The 17,328-nt window shown below is 60.5% G+C and carries 9 protein-coding genes; 5 read left to right on the top strand and 4 right to left on the bottom strand.

The window, feature by feature from the left end:
* Nucleotides 1–14 precede the first annotated feature (14 nt).
* From H3T89_RS03995 to H3T89_RS03985, 3 genes are all read left to right on the top strand, one after another.
* The gene (locus H3T89_RS03995) at nt 15–1,178 is read left to right on the top strand and encodes a GNAT family N-acetyltransferase (RefSeq protein ID WP_015022512.1); all 1,164 of its coding nucleotides are present in this window, start codon (nt 15–17) and stop codon (nt 1,176–1,178) included.
* On the top strand, nt 1,175–1,489 hold the full coding sequence (locus tag H3T89_RS03990) for a DUF2469 domain-containing protein (protein ID WP_015022511.1): 315 nt from the start codon (nt 1,175–1,177) through the stop codon (nt 1,487–1,489). The genes H3T89_RS03995 and H3T89_RS03990 overlap by 4 nt, the downstream gene beginning before the upstream one ends.
* 136 nt (nt 1,490–1,625) lie before the next feature.
* Nucleotides 1,626–3,215: an NAD(P)/FAD-dependent oxidoreductase gene (locus tag H3T89_RS03985; protein WP_015022510.1), complete on the top strand. Its 1,590-nt coding sequence runs from the start codon at nt 1,626–1,628 to the stop codon at nt 3,213–3,215.
* 60 nt (nt 3,216–3,275) lie between these two features.
* Here the strand turns inward: H3T89_RS03985 and H3T89_RS03980 are convergent, their stop codons facing one another.
* Nucleotides 3,276–3,938, bottom strand: a complete 663-nt coding sequence (locus H3T89_RS03980; RefSeq protein ID WP_015022509.1) for a TetR/AcrR family transcriptional regulator — start codon at nt 3,936–3,938, stop codon at nt 3,276–3,278.
* Nucleotides 3,939–4,159: 221 nt separating this feature from the next.
* Between H3T89_RS03980 and rho the strand changes: the two genes are divergently transcribed.
* Together rho and H3T89_RS03970 are read left to right on the top strand one after the other, a co-directional pair.
* Entirely contained in the window at nt 4,160–6,040 is a 1,881-nt protein-coding gene (gene rho, locus H3T89_RS03975) for a transcription termination factor Rho (protein ID WP_232347077.1), read from the top strand.
* A 684-nt stretch (nt 6,041–6,724) separates the two neighbouring features.
* The gene (locus H3T89_RS03970; protein WP_033510836.1) at nt 6,725–7,081 is read left to right on the top strand and encodes a chorismate mutase; all 357 of its coding nucleotides are present in this window, start codon (nt 6,725–6,727) and stop codon (nt 7,079–7,081) included.
* A gap of 65 nt (nt 7,082–7,146) precedes the next feature.
* Here the strand turns inward: H3T89_RS03970 and H3T89_RS03965 are convergent, their stop codons facing one another.
* The 3 genes from H3T89_RS03965 to H3T89_RS03955 form a co-directional block, all read right to left on the bottom strand.
* The gene (locus tag H3T89_RS03965) at nt 7,147–12,633 is read right to left on the bottom strand and encodes an RCC1 domain-containing protein (RefSeq protein ID WP_198216296.1); all 5,487 of its coding nucleotides are present in this window, start codon (nt 12,631–12,633) and stop codon (nt 7,147–7,149) included.
* Between the two features lie 342 nt (nt 12,634–12,975).
* A complete protein-coding gene (valS, locus tag H3T89_RS03960) occupies nt 12,976–15,717 on the bottom strand; it encodes a valine--tRNA ligase (protein ID WP_198203224.1) in 2,742 nt (913 codons plus the stop codon).
* A gap of 44 nt (nt 15,718–15,761) precedes the next feature.
* Nucleotides 15,762–17,318 (bottom strand): ABC transporter substrate-binding protein, encoded by a 1,557-nt coding sequence (locus tag H3T89_RS03955; protein WP_198203225.1) that lies wholly within the window; start codon nt 17,316–17,318, stop codon nt 15,762–15,764.
* Between the last annotated feature and the right edge of the window lie 10 nt (nt 17,319–17,328).

Here is a 17,328-nt window from a genome sequence, read left to right as displayed (position 1 = left end):
ATGGAGGTGACGTGATGTCTATGAGCGGCAGGGGCAATGACCGACCGCAAACGCAAAGCGAGGAATCTGACGATGTGGCGAGCAGGCAGCTGCCCGACCGGATTGAGATTCCCTACATCCGGGGCGAGATGTTGCACCTGCGTCCGGCGGTCATCGCCGACTTGACGGCAATGGATCAGCTGGAGGCCTTCTACAATTCCACCGGCATCACCGGCAAGGGGCCTAGCGCCGAACGGGCCGTGGTCAACGCCTGGGTGCGTCGGTCGGTGGCCTGGTCCAAGGGTCTGGCCGCCCGTGATTCGGGCGTGGGCGATCCAGAGTCCCGCCGTACCCTGGCCTGGGCCATGGTCACTGATGCGGACACCGACCAGGACGGCTCGCCCGATGCCGATGCCACCAAGGGGGTCATCGGCATGATCTTCCTGATTGATGTGGACGGCTGGTCCCGCTCGGCCAGGATTCAGGTGGTCCTGGGCAGGCATTTCCGCGGGCGCGGCTATTCCCGGGATGCCATGCCCAGAATCATGACCTACGGGTACGCGGCTGCTCCTACGGGTCTGGGCCTGCACCGGATCTGGGTGGCTGTGCCAGAGAAAAACACACGTTCCATCTCCGTCTATCAGTCCCTGGGCTTCATGATCTCGGGTACCTCGCGTGATGCGCTCTGGGATGCCGAGAATGGCAAGTATCAGGATCAGATCGTCATGGACGCCCTGGTCGACGAGTATGATCCCATCCGTTCTTTGAATGCGTTTGGCATGCATGTCATCCGCGAAAATCCTGGTGTGGCAGAAGCCCTTGTTGCACATGGATACGCCGCGGATGAGGATGGCGGTATCAGCGAAGCCGAGTCCAAGGAGGCCACCCCGGCATCTCAGGACACGCAGGCATCAGGTGACAAGGCCAATCAGGCCCCGACGGATGGTCCGCGTTCAGGAGAAGTTGCTGAAGGCCATGCAGGATCCGGCGGATGGAGTGATGAGAAGACGGGCTCTGGTCAGACGGACGCCAAGGATGCGGAGGAGTCCGGTTCCGGGGGGTCGACCGCCGAGCAGCCTGGCGAGGAGCATACGGCATCGGATTGGGCCTATGGGTCGTCTGAGTCCAAGCGCTCCAAGCGCGCCTGGTGGCGTACGCTTGGTCATGGCCGTGATCGCGCGAATGGAGGTAGTCGATGAGTGCCGAGGATCTCGACAATTACGAGACCAACGCCGAACTGGCCTTGTATCGCGAGTATCGGGACGTGATCAAGCTATTCACCTACGTGGTCGAGACCGAGCGGCGGTTCTACCTGGCCAACAAGGTGGACTTCAACGTCCGATCCGCCGGGCAGGACGTCTACTTCGACGTCCGGCTGACCGATGCCTGGGTCTGGGACGTCTACCGGTCCAGCCGGTTCGTCAAGAACGTCCGCATCGTCACCTTCAAAGATGTCAATGTGGAGGAAGTGCAGAAGACGGACATCGACATCCCCGATTCGTTGGGCTAAGCGGTGAAAAGAATGGTTCTCATTACGTTTACTCCACGCAATGGCGGGAATTCGTGTGGGAAGTCGATTGGAAACCTGGGTTTATGGAAGGCCTGGATACAGTAATAATGATTTTATTTGTCTTCAGGAGGATGGCATGGAACACAAACAGTCTGTAGTCGTCATCGGCGGTGGTCCTGCCGGCTTGACGGCGGCATGGGAACTGGTCAAGGATGGCGGTGATAAGCAATATGATGTCACCGTTTTGGAAGCCACTGAGCAATTCGGCGGCATCTCCCGCACAGTTCGACACAACGGCAACCGCATGGACATCGGTGGCCACAGGTTCTTCTCCAAGGATGACCGGATCATGGACTGGTGGAAGGATGTCCTGCCTCTGCAAGGGGCACCCTCCTATGACGACAAAAAACTTGGTCGCCACCACGACCTGGAGCCTGGTGGCCCTGATCCGGAGAAGACCGACCGGGTCATGCTCAAGCGTCACCGAGTCTCCAGGATCTACTGGAACCACCACTTCTTCGACTATCCCATTTCCCTGACGCTCAACACCCTCAAGGCCATGGGCTTCAAGCTGACCATGCAGGCCGGGTTCAGTTACCTGAAGTCCGTCGTCCACAAGCTGCCCGAGGACAATCTGGAGAACTTCTATATCAACCGCTTCGGCCGCAAACTCTACTCCATGTTCTTCGAGGGATACACCGAAAAGCTCTGGGGTCGCCATCCCCGCGAGATCAGCGCCGACTGGGGCGCCCAGCGGGTCAAAGGGCTCAGCATCATGGGCGTACTCAAGAACGCCTTCCAGAAGCTGCTGCCCAAGAAGCGTGATGCCCATCAGGTCGAAACCAGCCTGATCGAGGAGTTCTGGTATCCCAAGCTGGGTCCAGGGCAGCTTTGGGAGACCGTGGAGCGGCGCAATGTGGAGCATGGGGTCCACGTGATCACCGATGCCCGCGTAATCGGACTGACCCAGAGCGATGGCCACATGACCGGTGTGATCTATCGCAACGCTGATGGCAAAGAGGTGACCCTGAAGGCTGATCAGATCATCTCTTCCATGCCCATCAAGGACCTGGTGGAGGCCATTGCCCACGAGGAGCCCTCCACCGATAAGGAAATGGTCAGAGTGGCTCAGGGTCTGCCCTACCGCGACTTCGTGACCGTTGGCCTGCTGGTCCGCCACCTGCGCATCCGCAACACCACCTCCATCAAGACCCTGGGCGATCCGCCCATCGTTCCTGACTGCTGGATCTATGTGCAGGACCCCGGCTACAAGATGGGCCGCATCCAGATCTTCAACAACTGGAGCCCCTACATGGTCAAGAATGTGGACGGCACTGTCTGGATCGGTCTGGAGTACTTCTGCAAGGAGGGCGATGACTTCTGGAGCATGAGCGATCAGGAGACGACTGACTTCGCCATCAAGGAGCTGACCCGGATGGGCATCATCAACGGCCCTACCGACGTGCTGGACTCGCACCGGGAGCGGGTGGTCAAGGCCTACCCGGCCTACTTCGACACCTACGCCCAGATGCCGGAGCTGGTCAAATGGCTGGACTCCTTCGGCAACCTCTACTGTGTAGGCCGCAACGGGCAGCACCACTACAACAACCAGGACCACTCCATGGCCACATCCATGGAAGCTGTGGCCAACATCAAATCGGGGCGTGCCGACAAGACCAACGTCTGGAACGTTAACACCGAGAAGTCCTACCACGAGGAAAAGTAGACAAACCTCGGCCTTTGTTTCGCTTCAAGCCCCCGACTGCAGGGTCGGGGGCTTTGTCATTTACGACAGGGCGATGGCCGGTGCCTTCAGGGGCAGGCCCAACAGCTGCGAGAAGAAGGCCACACTCTCGCGAACACGTTGACGGACCACCTCTCTGATCTGCGGGTGGCCTGCCGCTCCTCTGCCGTTGCTGACGATGGACGAGAGCCCGTCGGCCATCAGCCAGGCCACAGTACGGGTGCCGGCGGTTTGGATCAGCTGGGTCCGCGGCAGGTCGCCCCGATCCAGCCATCGGTCCAGGGCCCTGGTCAAAGGGTCGATGATCTGCCTGACGAAGCCCTCCATCACATTGCTGTTGGTGCTCAGGTAGTTGTACCAGTTGGCCTTGTCTGCGAAGATGACATCCATCTTCCAGATGGCCCTTATCAGATGCGGGCAGATGTCATCCAGCGCCTCTTGAACGCTCAGGTCAGGATTCTGCAGGATGTCGACTACATGATCCACGTAGGAGGCCAGGTAGGTACGCACACAGGCATCTACCAGGTCGTCCTTGGATTTGAAGTAGTAATAAAAAACGCTCATGCCCACGCCCTTACCGTGGTTCATGGCATGGATTACGTCGCGCAGGGATGTGTTCGCAGCGCCTTTCCGGTCGAAGACCCGCATGGCGGTGGTTACGAATTCGCTCCGCCGCTGTTCACGCAGAGATGATCGATCATTCATATGCCCAGTCTAGAGGTTTACCTGTGATTTCTGGACACGCAGGCCGGTTCTTGCACCCGTCGGCCGCGCGTTGTAGGCTTATGGAAGTTCGATAAGCCGAGTCGGCATCGAATTTTCATGAGCGGTACCCCCGCACTATTCTCAAGCTATTTGCCTAACCTAATTAGGTATAGCGAAGGAAAGGCATTACAACAGTGGCAACAAGCCAAGATATTCATTCCATGAAGCTGCCCGAACTCAAGGAATTGGCCAGGCAGCTGGGGTTGCGCGGTATTTCCGGCATGCGCAAGCCAGTCCTGATCGAGACGATCGAGGCGGCACGCTCGGGCGGCAAGGCCCCTGAGGGAGTAACCGTTGGTAAGCCCAAGGCTGCGGCCGCCGTGGCCAAGGGGAGCCATGACGCCAATCAGCAGCCGGCAGGGCAGGCGACGAAGTCCTCCGCGGAAGGCGGACAGGAGTCCACCGAAACCGAAGAATCTAAGGAATCCAAGGATGAGCGTCCTGTTGGAGACCTCTTCGACGTTTTGGGCATTGACGCTCATAAGAGCGGCCATACCGAGCACAGGAACCGCTTCCCCCATACCGTTGCCGACGAGGAGAACGTGGTCATATCCCGTCGCCGTCACCGCAACACGGATTCATCCCGAGGCTCCCACACCAACCGTGGCCGGAGCGAGCGTGAGCATGGTGAGGAGCGCGAAGGTTCCGGCTCTGGTTCAGTGCGTAACTTGGACGACATTCTGGCAGCACTGCCCTCACGAAATGACCGGCCCCGTCGGCGCAGCTATGAGGATCATAGCGAGGATGGGCGTGACTACCGTCACAACGGCTATGATCGCCGGAACCGTGGCGATCGCAATGACCGTAACGATCGCAATGACCGCAATGATCGACGCAACCGCAACAATCACCGTAATGCCGTCCGTGATCGCGACTATGAGCCCAGGGAGAATTTCAAGCCCGAGGATCTGGTTCCTGTAGCAGGCATTGTGGATGTGCTGGACTCCTACGCCTTTGTGCGCACCTCCGGCTACCTGCCTGGTCCCAACGATGTCTACATCTCCATGGGCCAGGTCAAGAAGTACGGCCTGCGCAAGGGCGATGCCGTGCATGGCTCCATCCGTCCTCCGCGCGAGGGCGAGCACCGCAATCAGCGGCAGAAGTTCGTCCCCCTGCAGGCCATTGACACCATCAACGGCATGAGCGTGGAGGACGCTGCAGGGCGGCCCCACTTCAACAAGCTGACCCCCCTCTACCCGCAGGAGCGCATGCGGATGGAGACCCAGCCCAAGAACATCACCGGTCGTCTGATCGACATCGTCGCCCCCATTGGCAAGGGCCAGCGCGGCCTGATTGTGTCACCACCCAAGGCCGGCAAGACTCTGACCCTGCAGTCCATCGCCAACTCCATCACCGCCAACAACCCCGAGGTGCACCTGATGGTGGTCCTGGTGGACGAGCGGCCCGAGGAGGTCACTGACATGGAGCGCACGGTTCAGGGCGAGGTCATCTCCTCCACCTTCGACCGTCCCGCCAGCGATCACACCACTGTGGCCGAGTTGGCCATCGAACGGGCCAAGCGCCTGGTGGAGCTGGGGCAGGATGTGGTGGTCCTTCTGGATTCCATGACCCGCCTGGCCCGCGCCTACAACATCTCGGCTCCCGCCTCCGGCCGCATCCTCTCCGGCGGTGTGGATGCGCAGGCACTCTATCCGCCCAAGCGTTTCTTCGGTGCCGCCCGCAACATCGAGAACGGCGGCTCCCTTACCATCATCTCATCGGCCCTGGTGGAGACCGGGTCCAAGATGGATGAGGTCATCTTCGAGGAGTTCAAGGGCACCGGCAACATGGAGCTGAGGCTGACCAGGGATCTGGCCGACAAGCGCATGTTCCCCGCCATCGACATCAACGCTTCCGGCACCCGGCGCGAGGAGCTGATCACCGCGCCCGAGGAGTTGTCTGTGGTCTACCGTCTGCGTCGCCTTCTGGGCGGTATGGAAACCGAGCAGGCCTACCAGACCTTGGTGCCCAGGTTGAAGAAGACCGCCACCAACCGGGACTTCCTGGCGGCCATCAACCAGTCCATGCTGGCTCAGAAGTGACTCGGGCCTGATATCTGACCCGCTTATTGGGTTCCATCCGCGATTCAGTTCGCGGATGGAACCCAATGCATAGGCAGCGACGAAACAATACGGCCGTTTAGGGCGATGATCTGTTCGAAGCCTTAGCCTTTGTTTTTCATAGTGTCGTCGCCTCTCTGTCATGCTGCCATCCCGCTCTCCCGCCACTGAAATCTGCAGGCGCTTCCTTGGATTCGGCCAAGAATGCAGGATTTGCGCCTTCTGTGGTATTGCTCCAGTTTAGGATGCACCGGTACCGACGCTGATCTGCCTGACAGCAAACCCCGTCGGCAGTCCGTTGGGAAAGGCCAATAGGGCTGGGACTTTCTTGCTCTCACGCTTGACCTGTCACCAGGTCCAGATGCGTTGCCGGGAATCCAGTGCCAGAGCCTGATGGTCTCCAGCGCTGATTGACCAATCTGCAGGCCAATCATGCTGAAGGCGACCAAGACGTAGCATAGACTGACGAGTACTGTGGCGCCACGACTACGTACCATCTTCATGTGAAGGCATCCTCACCCATGCGTCCGGCACTTGCATAGGTAGGTGTAGGCGAACGAGACTCTCACCAAGAGTCAATAATCCCATCCATTCCAATAACACCAGTGTCAAGGTGGAGAGGAGCCCGGCATAGTCGCCTAGGACGCTTGATTAGACTGGTATTTTATGAGCGATGCGAAGATGGAAACAGTGATCGATGACCAGGTGCAGAGCGGGGGTCCACAGGCCCAGGCTGCCCGCCAGGTGGAGGAACTGCGTGCCGATGTGGACACCATTGATGCCGCCATTGTCGCCATGCTGGCCGAGCGGTTCAGGGTGACCCACCGCATCGGGCTGCTCAAGGCCCAGGCAGGATTCGCCTCGGCGGATATGCACCGGGAGAGTGCACAAATAGCCATCTTGCGAGACAAGGCTGATGATTACGGGCTGGACCCGGATCTGGCTGAGGCCTATCTGCATCTGGTGGCCGATGCCGCCAAGCGCGACCACGAACGGCTGGCCGATCAGACCAACTCACACTGAGGAAATCCATCGTATGGTCATGGCCGACGGCTCGGATCAATTCCTATGCCATCGGCCACAAGGTATCAGCGAGTGCTGGTTAGAGTCTGACGAGCCATTTCCAAGTAATGCTGTCTTGCTGCCAGGACAGTCACCGTTATGAAAAGTCCGACAAGCAGCACGATGAGCAGACCCTGGCTACCGGTCAGAGGCAGAATATCCTTGTAGGTAAAGGGCAGATTCTCGGTTTGAGGGTTGCCTTGGCCCACATTCCAGGTGACGTTGACTGTTGTCCGGCCCGCCTTGAAGGCTGGGGTATAGAAGGTCCAGGTATTCCATGATCCCCATGCGTCGGCTGTGCCGCTCCGGGTCAGTTCAAGAACTGTAGCAGTATCCGGATCCGTGCCGACTGTGACCGAGCTGATGGTCAATTGCGGCGGGCAGACCAAGGTGGCTGCCTTGACGGAAGTGCTGTCCAAATTGGTTCCTAGCTGTCTGCTGCTGTTGTCGCCCCAGCCATAGGCCATGTCATTGGAGTCGATGACCAGGACTTGGCGCTCGCCTGCACTGATCTGTGTGGTGCTGCCGTCTTTGCTTACCAGAACGGGGGATTCGCTGATGGATCCTGAGATGGAGACATTGCCCAGGGCGTTGTGACCGTTGCTTCCCCAGGTGTATATTTTCCCTTTGTCGTCGATTCCCGCGCAGAACCATCCACCGGCGCTGATTTCGGTGGGTTTGAATCCATCGCTGCCTCCGTCGGGATTGGCCACCAGGGTCGGTATTGCAGCATCATTGGTGTCTCCGGTGCCCAGGCGTCCGTCGGTATTCGCACCCCAGGCGTAGGCCTTGCCGTCTCTGCCGATGGCCAGGGAGTGTGAGCCCCCTGCGCTGACCTGGGTGGCAAAGAAGCCTATTGATCCGTCCTCGTATTTCACGGGTGACGACACCGACACAGGAGTGGCCTGTGAGGATTTGGCATTGTTGCCCAGTCTGCCGCTGTCGCCGTATCCCCAGGCGTAGGTTTGTCCGCTTATGCCGATGATCAGAGAGTGCTGGTATCCCGCACTGACCTGCCTGACTTGGAACCCAGGACTGGTGGCGCTTGCGTTGACGGCTACAGGAGCAGGGGCGTTCCCGGTCGTGTTACCGTCGCCCACCTGTCCGCCGTTGCTCCTGTCCCCCCAGGCATAGGCCTGATGATCCTTGCCGACGGCCAGGGAATGATAGCCTCCTGCGCTTACCTGGGTGTAGGCGAAGTCAGTGCCTGCACCGGAGGGCTTTTTCACTTGGACGGGCGTCGTATTGGTGCCGCCTGCAGCGCCCTTGCCAAGCTGCCCCCTGCCGTTGTCTCCCCAGGCGTAGGCATTACCGTCACTTCCGAGGGCCAACGAGAATCCATATCCTGCGCTTACCTGGGTGTAGGCGAAGTCTGTACCTGCGTCGGATGGCTTCTTCACTTGGACTGGCGTCTTGCTGCTGTCCTTGCTGCCGTTTCCGAGCTGTCCCGTGCTGTTGTCTCCCCAGGCGTAGGCGTTGCCGTCGCTGCCGACGGCCAGAGAATGGTTTTTGCCTGTGCTGACCTGGGCGAAGCGGATGCCGCGCTGCGAGGGCGGAGTGATGGTGACCTGGTATCCGCCAGTGGATGGACTGACGGTTGGGTCGACGGTCATTTGAGTCGAAAGCGTCCAGTGCGCGACCAGGGTCAACGGTTCCGTGACTGGCTTGCCGAAGTCGTAGGCCACATTGGAACTGCCGTCAGCCGCTTTGACGAACCACCCGTCAAAGAGGAAGTCCGTCTTGGTCAGGGTCTGTCGGGGTACCAATTCACCTTCCTCGATGTCCTTGCTTGTCCATGCAGCTCCAGTACCTCCCTCGGGGTCAAGCGTTATGCGCTTCTTGGTCCGATCGAAGGTGTAGTCGAACTGCTGCCTCTGCCTTGAGTCTCCGGTATCGTCGGCAATAGTCCATGTGATAGTGAAACTGGAGGGGCCGTACGGGTACGCGGGTGTGACGAAGGTCCAATCCTGGTTTGCATCCCAGGTGTCGTTGCCTGTCTGGGTCAGGTTTGTGGCTGGCTTGGTACTGCTGGCCATGGTGCCGAAGACGACCTTAATCAGGGTAATCTGGGGCGACTGTGTGGTGCCGGGCACTGAGATCGCTCCGGTTCGTCCAAGCTGGTTGTAGTAGCTGTATCCCCAGGTGTAGAGCAATCCGTCAGACCCAATGGCCGTCTGGTGATGGCTGGAGGTGGATACCGTGCAAGCCTTTACCGACTGGGCCAGGGTGATGGTTTTCGGATTGATCTGCCAAGCCGTATTATCGTACACGCCGTTGCCCAGCTGGCCGTAGGCCTCCTTGCCCCAGGTATAGATCTTTCCGCTGTCGTCTATGGCTTCCGATCCATCGTCGCCCGCGCTGATGGCGGTGATGTTGACAGGCTCGTCTCCAAAGCTAATCGCGGTGGATCCTCTCTTACTGACATTGGTATCTGTAGTGGAGCCGATGGCGGTGCCGGAACCCCATCCATAGAGGTCATGATCCGTATCCAGCGCCAGCACGTGCTGGTAGCCCGCGCTGATGGCGATATAGAACCGAGTATCAGGCTGTCCGGTGTCTAGGTCTTGGACACGTGTCGGTGTCGGACTGCGATTAGGGGCGCCGTTGCCAAGCTGCCCCTTGTCGTTCTGGCCCCAAGTCCAAGCGTGGCCTTGACTGTCCAGGGCCGTGCCCGAGGTAAATCCTGCGCTGATGGCTGTTATGTTGGACAACGCCGTGACCTTGGTAGGGGTGGAATGGCTGTCATAGTTGCCGATGCCGAGCTGGCCTTGAGTGTTGTCGCCCCAGGTGTAGACCGTGCCGTCCGAGGCCAGGGCCATGGCATATGCCCGTCCTGCGCTGATGGCGGTGATTTTGGCATTGTCTGTCTGTGCCTTTACTGGTTCGCTGGAATAGCTTCCGGTAGTGCCGTTGCCGAGCTGTCCCTTGCCGTTGTTGCCCCAGGTGTAGACCGTGCCGTCCGAGGCCAGGGCCATGGAATAAGCATCCCCGGCGCTGACGGCTATGAAGATTTTTCCTTTTATGGCATCATTTTCGGTGATTCGCACAGGTGTCGTCGCCGTGCCTGAGTTTTTGCTGTTCCCCAGTCCGCCGCTGGCCTGATTTCCCCAGGCGTAGACGTGTCCGTCAGAACCCACAGCCAGGGTGTGATAGCGCCCGGCGCTGGCCTGGGCAAATCTCACTGCTCTGGGCTTGGGGGGAGTCAGGGTGATTTTGGAGCCCCCGGTGTCGTCGCCATGGAGGGCATCCGAGGTCTTCCATTTCATGTCTGACGAAGACCAATGCGCTTTCAGATTCAGTGGCCCGGTGACAGGACTGCTGAAGTCGTAGGCCACATTGGAGCTGCCGTCCGCCTCCTTGATGAACCAGCCGTCGAACAGGAAACCTGCCTTGGTGACGGTGGGGCGCGAAGCCTGCTTGCCTGCGGTGACGAACTGGTCCGAGGCTGATGAGCCTCCGTCCGAATCAAAGGTGATCTTCTGGGCAGTGGGTGCGAATGTATAGTTGCCAATGCTTTGCCCCTGTTGTGCAGCACCGCCAATGGACCATTGACCGTCGTTGATCCTGATCTTGGTGGTTCCGTAAGTGTGGTGCGGGGTAGTGACCGTCCATGGGGTATTTGAACTCCAGGTGTCGTCGCCTGCTGAAGTTCGGCTAATCGGGCTGTTGGTGTCGGTCTTGGCTACATCCGTCCTGCCGAAGGTTACCTTGGCCAGGTCTATCTGGGGTGGGCCGACCGCTGCAGGCTTGGTCTGCGAACCGCTTTGAGGTCCCTTGCTGCCTTGTCCCAGCTTGCCGCTTTTCGCTTCCCCCCAGCTGTAGGGGAGCCCGTCCGAGCCGATGGCCAGACTGTGCCGGCAGACATCGAATGCGGCGACTGTGACGCCTGTCAGGCTCACCTCGGTCATAGTTGATTTAGGCTTTGTGGTTCCGTCGCCCAGCTGACCGCTGGAATTGCTGCCGAACATGTACAGGCTGCCCGCAGAGTCGACCACCGCAGAGGAGTAGTCCCCGGCGCTGGCTGAAACAGGCGTCGCCGCTCCCGTGGGCAGGCTTACCAGACTGGGATAGAAGGAGTGAACGCTGTCGGCATTGGGGTCATCTCCTTTGGTCAGGGGATAACCCCAGTAATATACCTTGCCTGAATTGCTCAGTGCCAGGACGTGCAGGTACCCTGCATCGATGTCGGTGTAGACAGTGCTGTCTGGGTTGCCGGTCGAGTCGCCGTAAATGCGCGATGGAGTGTAGACGTTGGAACCACTGCTGGTGCCGTCCATGGTGCCGATGCTGAGCTGGCCGCCCTGGTTGCGTCCCCAGGCGTAGGCATGTCCTTGGCTGTCCAGCGCCGTTTGAAAATCGTATCCGGCGCTGATGGTGGTGAAGGTGACGCCGGATGAAGAGACCGCTGCTGGTGAAGCGTTGACGTTGACACCCGTGTGCCCGTTGCCGAGCTGGCCGTATTCGTTGTCTCCCCATGTGTAGATCGTCCCGCTCGAGGACAGGGCCATGGCATGCCAGTATCCGGCGCTGATGGCGGTGATGGTGGCGTTGAGATTCGCCTTTACCGGTACTGAAGAATTCGTGGTGGACCCGTTGCCGAGTTCGCCGCGACTGTTGTCGCCCCAGGTGTAGACGGTGCCGTCCGAGGCTAGGGCCATGGAGAATGTGGTTCCCGCGCTGACGGATATGAAGGTCTTTCCCTTGATGGCCTCGTTTTCGGTAATCCGCACTGGCGTGTTTTTGTTGATTGTGGTGCTGTCGCCAAGCTCGCCCTTGCTGTTGTCGCCCCAGGCGTAGACGTGGCCGTCCGAACCTACGGCCAGGGTGTGGTCGTGGCCGGCGCTGACCTGTGCAAATCTCACCCCTCTGGGTTTGGGGGGAGTCAGGGTGATTGCAGAGCCCCCGGTGTCGTCACCGCTGACGTCGGCTGTCGTCCACTGGGCGTCGTTGACCGACGACCAATGGGCCGTCAGCGACTGCGCGCTGGTGACCGGCTTGCCGAAGTCATAGGCTACATCGGAGCCTTTCAGGAACCATCCGTCAAACAGGTAGCCTGATTTGGTGACGGTAGGAGGAGATGCCAGATGACCTGAGGTTACTGTCTGGCTCAGGGCTGGCGAGCCGGATACCAGCGAGCCCCCGTCAGGCTCGAAAGTGAGGGTATATGAGGATGAATCCCTGGTCTGTGGCGACTTGGCTCTCGGTGAGCTGTTCCTGATGGATTTGTCTGTCTTTTTCTCGTTGAACGGTAGGATGGACTTGAAAGGCGAGGGATTGTTGCTGGCCAGCGGTGATGGTGAGGCGGTTGGAGCAATGGCCCCAGCCTGTGCCTCGCTACCGGTCCGGAGTAATGGAGTTGCGCTGGTGTCCGGACTGGGTGAGGGTGATTCCGTGGTAAGCGAAGGCGCCGTATCGCCTGTGGTTGCGTATGCGCCTGTTGATGCGCCGATCAGTGCCAACCCAACCATGGCTGTCAGCGTCACCAGTCTGCGGATGCCATGAGCGTTCCCCATTCGATGCTTCCTCCCCAAGCGTGCCGATTCCCCGGGTCGTGACCCCAAAATCTGCGTCGGTGCACACTAAAACAAAGTCCCTCTATAACTTCTACTGTAGCATTGCAATCTTCGAGCAGTTCATAGTGTCGTGATCCGGCCCTTGCAGGACAAATTCGTTGCAAGAGGCCATGCCGTTGATTGTGGAGGCTGCACTTTTTGCATGAGCGCCGAAGGTTCGATTGGCATTGCGGATTGCCACGATGGTTGCACTGATAACGGCCTTGTCACCAGTGACGCCGATAAAAAACCGGGGCGGTGCCTATGGCTGAACCGCCCCGGTTGCATTGGGAATTGTGAAGCCTACTTGCGAGGCTTCTTGGCGGGGGGCTCGCCCAGCTGGCTGGCGGTCACCCGGATGCCCGCTTCATCCTCGCCGGCTCGCGCCGCCTCGGACTGAGCGGGCTCCTCGACCAGATCCAGATCTCCGGTGACCCTGCCTGCTTCCGCTATATCGTCCAGGGCGGCCTTGACGGCTTCCAGGCCCTCCGGCGCCACGCTCAAGGATGCGGAGAGGATGGGGGTCTTCATGGAGACCTTGGCCTCGGACTTGATCCGCCGCAGTGATGCCAAGGCCATGCCTGCCCAGGCCAAAAGAGCTGGATCCTGGCCCTGGGCAGCTGCCCGGTAGGATTCCGAACGTGGCCAGGAGGCCCGGTGAACCGATCCGTCTCCCTGGTGCATCCACTGCCATGCCTCCTCGGTGGCGAAAGGCAGGAAGGGGGCCAGGAGACGGTCGAGAGCGTCCAGGACCAGTCCCAGGGTCGTGCGGGCGCTGAGCACCTGGGCCTCATCAGGGGTCCTGCCGGTGGCATCCGCAGTTCCGTAGGCTCGGTTCTTGGCCAGTTCGATGTAGTTGTCGCAGAAGTCCCAGAAGAAGGACTCCGTCACCTCCAGGGCCTTGGAGTGCTCGTATGATTCCAGGGCCTTGGTGGCCTGGTCGATCACCTGGGCAAGGCCGGCCAGGACCGCCCGGTCCAGTGGGACCGTGACGTCAGCGGGGTTCCAGGTGGCCTCCGCTGCCTGAGTGACCTTATGATTCTCATCCTCCCGCCCGATGGCCAGGGCGAACTTGACGGCGTTGAGAAGCTTGACGGCCAGGCGGCGGCCGATCTTCATCTGCCCCTCATCGTAGGTGGCGTCCAGACCCAGCCGGGCGCAGGATGCCCAGTAGCGCACGGCATCGGCGCCATACTTCTTGATGGGTTCGTCCGGCACCACCACATTGCCCTTGGACTTGCTCATCTTCTTATGGTCCGGGTCCAGGATCCACCCCGACAGGGTGGTGTCGCTCCAGGGTAGGCAGCCGTTCTCCAGGTAGGCGCGATCCATGGAGCTGAAGAGCCAGGTGCGGATGATGTCCTGGCCCTGGGGACGCAGATCCATGGGGAAGGTGGCCTTAAAGAGGGCCTGGTCCTGCTCGCCCGGCTCGGCCCAGTGGGTCACGATCTGGGGGGTCAGGGAACTGGTGGCCCAGGTATCCATGATGTCCTTCTCGGCCGTGAAGCCGCCGGGCTGGTCGCGTTGTGACTCTTCGAAGCCCTCGGGTACGTCGCTGCTGGGGTCGATGGGGAGCCTGTCCTCGGCCGGGGTGATGGGATGGGCGTAGTCGGTCTCGCCGTTCTCCTTGACCGGATACCAGAGAGGGAAGGGGACTCCGAAGAAGCGCTGGCGGGAGATCAGCCAGTCGCCGTTGAGTCCTTCGACCCAGTTGTTGTAGCGCACCCGCATGAAGTCCGGGTGGAAGTTGAGCTCCTTGCCGCGCTCCAGCAGCTCCTTGTTCAGTTTCTGGTCGGTGCCGCCATTGCGCAGGTACCACTGACGGGAGGTGACGATCTCCAGGGGCTTGTCACCCTTCTCGTAGAAGTTGGTCATGCGCTTGGTGGGCTTGGGCTCGCCGTCCAGGTCGCCGGACTCGCGCAGGGCGTCCACGATGATCTTGCGGGCTGAGAATGTGGTCTTGCCCTCGGTCTGCTCGAAGATTCGACGTCCGCCTTCATCGGTGATCCAGTTCGGCACGTCCATGACGATTCGTCCATTGCGCTGGATGATGGACCTGGTGGGCAGGTTCAGATCCCGCCACCACTGCACGTCGGTCACGTCGCCGAAGGTGCAACACATGGCGATGCCAGCGCCTTTGTCCATTTCTGCGGCGGGGTGGGCCAGAATGGGCACTTCCACCTTGAACAGGGGGGAGTAGACCTTCTGCCCGAAGTACTTCTGGTAGCGCTTGTCGTCCGGATGGGCGATCAGGGCGCCGCAGGCCGCCAGCAGCTCAGGCCTGGTGGTCTCGATGTATATTGGCGTGCCGTCCGCAAACCGGAAGGCCACACGATGGTAGAAGCCGTCGTACTCGCGCGACTCCAGCTCGGCCTGGGCAACGGCAGTCTGGAAGGTCACGTCCCAGAGCCCGGGGGCCTCCTTCTGGTAGGCCTCGCCCCGGGCCAGGTTCCGCAGGAAAGCCTTCTGCGCCACCCGGCGGGGATGCTCGCCGATGGTGTGGTAGGTCTGCGACCAGTCCACCGACAGGCCCAGCGACCGCCAGAGCTGTTCGAAGAGCTTCTCGTCCTCGGCGGTCAGTTCCTCGCAAAGTTCGATGAAATTCTGCCGAGAGACCGGCACCTGGTCCTTGGCGCTGATCTTCCTGCCCTTGGTCCCGTGGAAGGGGGGTTTGAAGTCCGGATCATACTTGAGCGAGGTATCCACGCGAACCCCGTAATAGTTCTGGACCCGCCGCTCGGTGGGCAGGCCGTTGTCGTCCCAGCCCATGGGGTAGAAGACGTCATAGCCCTGCATCCGCTTGAACCGGGCGATCACGTCGGTATGGGTATATGAGAAGACGTGTCCCACATGCAAATGCCCGGAGACCGTGGGCGGCGGGGTATCGATGGAGTAGACGCCGGAGCGCTCGCGGGTGTTGCGGAAGCGATAGACGCCGGACTCATCCCAGTCGCGGCACCACTTTTCCTCCAGGCCATCCACGCCCACCCTGTCGGGCAGGGGGGTCAGATGGGCATTGACGATTCCTTGGTGTTCAGCAGACATACCAGCATTTTATGGACGAACAGTGACAAGGGGCACCGGCCTCCTTACCCCTGGACGCGCAGGTTCCACAGGGGCAGGTAGCGATCCAACAGAGAGCTGGGCATGCCCTGGAGGCGAGGGGCGGTGAGGACCAGGGGCATACGCTGATAAAGCCAGTCGCTGGGGGAGAGGTCGCTGACCTGTCGGGCAAAGGCCCGCAGTCGCTCGGCATAGGTGTTCTGGTCGGTGCAGTCCGTCACCTGCTTCCAGGAATTCTGAATATCGACGTTGTCGAAGAGCATGGTGGAGGCGGGGTCGGCGAAGCGGTCGATTTCATCATTGTCCATGACCAGCAGGGCCATGTCATAGTCGTGGTGGTTGAGCACCTGGTCGCGGAATGCAACCTGGTCCACCATGGAGACCTGGCTGGGGATGCCCACCGCCTTCAGTTGCGTGCGGATTAGATCGCCCGCCTGGCTACCGAATTCCTGGGGGTAGACCAGGCGCAGACCACCGTGATAGTAGGACTGGGCGTAGTAAGAGGTTCGACGGGCCGCCTGGGTTCGGTCGAAGGGGAAGGCCTGCAGACCGGGATCATAGCCGGGGCTCAGCGGGTTGAGCGGCCCGCCCAGAGCTTTGGCTTCGCCGCCTTCCAGATCGGCCAGCGCCTGGCGGTCCAGGGCATAGCGGACGGCCTCGCGCACATGCTGGTCGGACAGCAGGCTGGATGCCTCGTTGTTGAAGGCCAGGACCACATTGTCTGTGCTGGGCGTGGCGGTCGGTGCCTTGCGTCCCTTGGCTGAGGATGTTTTGCGGGCCTGGTCGGCGGTGGCCGGGTCCATGTCCACCACAGCGTCCAGGCGTCCCTGGTCCAAATCCTTGATGGTCCGCTCGGGGCCGCCGGTGTAGCTGAAGATCACCTTGCGAATAGCGGCCTTGTCCGGGCCTCGGTAGGACTTGTTGGCGGTCAGGGTCAGGCTGGTGCCCGGCTGCCAGTCATCCACCTGGTAGGGGCCTGAACCAGCTGATCGAGTGGAATAGTTTACCCGGGCCTGGCGGTCGTAGACTATGCCCGCCCGACCGCTCAGGGCGGTCAGCAGTCTGGCGTTCGGGCTCTTCAGGCCGATCACCAGTGTGGCATCATCGGGGTTGGTGACTCTGGCCAGTCCGTCCAGGTCCCGATGGCCCTGGTACTGGTGGTCGATGATTTGCTGCAGGGACCAGAGGGCATCCTCCGAGGTCAGGCGGCGTCCGTCAGCGAAACGGGCGTCATCGCGCAGATGAAAGGTATAGAGCAGCCCGTTTGCGGAGACCTCCCAGTTCTGAGCCAGGCCGGGCGTCGGCCGACCTTTTGCATCAGGCCTGGTCAGGGTCTGGTAGACGTTGCCCATCAGGGCCTGGTCGGTGGCGTGTCCGGGTTCGGTACGAATATCCAGGGATACAGGGGCATGACGGGCGCGGATGCGCACGATTTGGCCCGAACCGCCCTGGGCCCAGGGCAGCTGCCAACCCCCTTGTCCTGTCACCAGTGGCCAGGCTATGTAGGTGCCCGCGGTCAGGACCGCCAGTACCAGGAGAAAGATGACTCCGGATTTGATCTGTTTGTGTCTGCCGTGTGCCATGATCTTGATT

It is taken from the genome of Bifidobacterium sp. W8114 (genome assembly GCF_016101165.1).
GTDB lineage: Bacteria > Actinomycetota > Actinomycetes > Actinomycetales > Bifidobacteriaceae > Bombiscardovia > Bombiscardovia asteroides.
The sequence above is the reverse complement of the archived record's forward strand: the minus strand, read 5'-3'. Positions and strand labels throughout refer to the sequence as shown.

Excerpts from the sequence above, each read along its gene's own strand:
- H3T89_RS03995 (WP_015022512.1), top strand. The coding sequence starts at position 15 with ATGTCTATGAGCGGCAGGGGCAATGACCGACCGCAAACGCAAAGCGAG.
- H3T89_RS03990 (WP_015022511.1), top strand. The coding sequence starts at position 1,175 with ATGAGTGCCGAGGATCTCGACAATTACGAGACCAACGCCGAACTGGCC.
- H3T89_RS03985 (WP_015022510.1), top strand. The coding sequence starts at position 1,626 with ATGGAACACAAACAGTCTGTAGTCGTCATCGGCGGTGGTCCTGCCGGC.
- H3T89_RS03980 (WP_015022509.1), bottom strand. The coding sequence starts at position 3,938 with ATGAATGATCGATCATCTCTGCGTGAACAGCGGCGGAGCGAATTCGTA.
- rho (WP_232347077.1), top strand. The coding sequence starts at position 4,160 with ATGAAGCTGCCCGAACTCAAGGAATTGGCCAGGCAGCTGGGGTTGCGC.
- H3T89_RS03970 (WP_033510836.1), top strand. The coding sequence starts at position 6,725 with ATGAGCGATGCGAAGATGGAAACAGTGATCGATGACCAGGTGCAGAGC.
- H3T89_RS03965 (WP_198216296.1), bottom strand. The coding sequence starts at position 12,633 with ATGGGGAACGCTCATGGCATCCGCAGACTGGTGACGCTGACAGCCATG.
- valS (WP_198203224.1), bottom strand. The coding sequence starts at position 15,717 with ATGTCTGCTGAACACCAAGGAATCGTCAATGCCCATCTGACCCCCCTG.
- H3T89_RS03955 (WP_198203225.1), bottom strand. The coding sequence starts at position 17,318 with ATGGCACACGGCAGACACAAACAGATCAAATCCGGAGTCATCTTTCTC.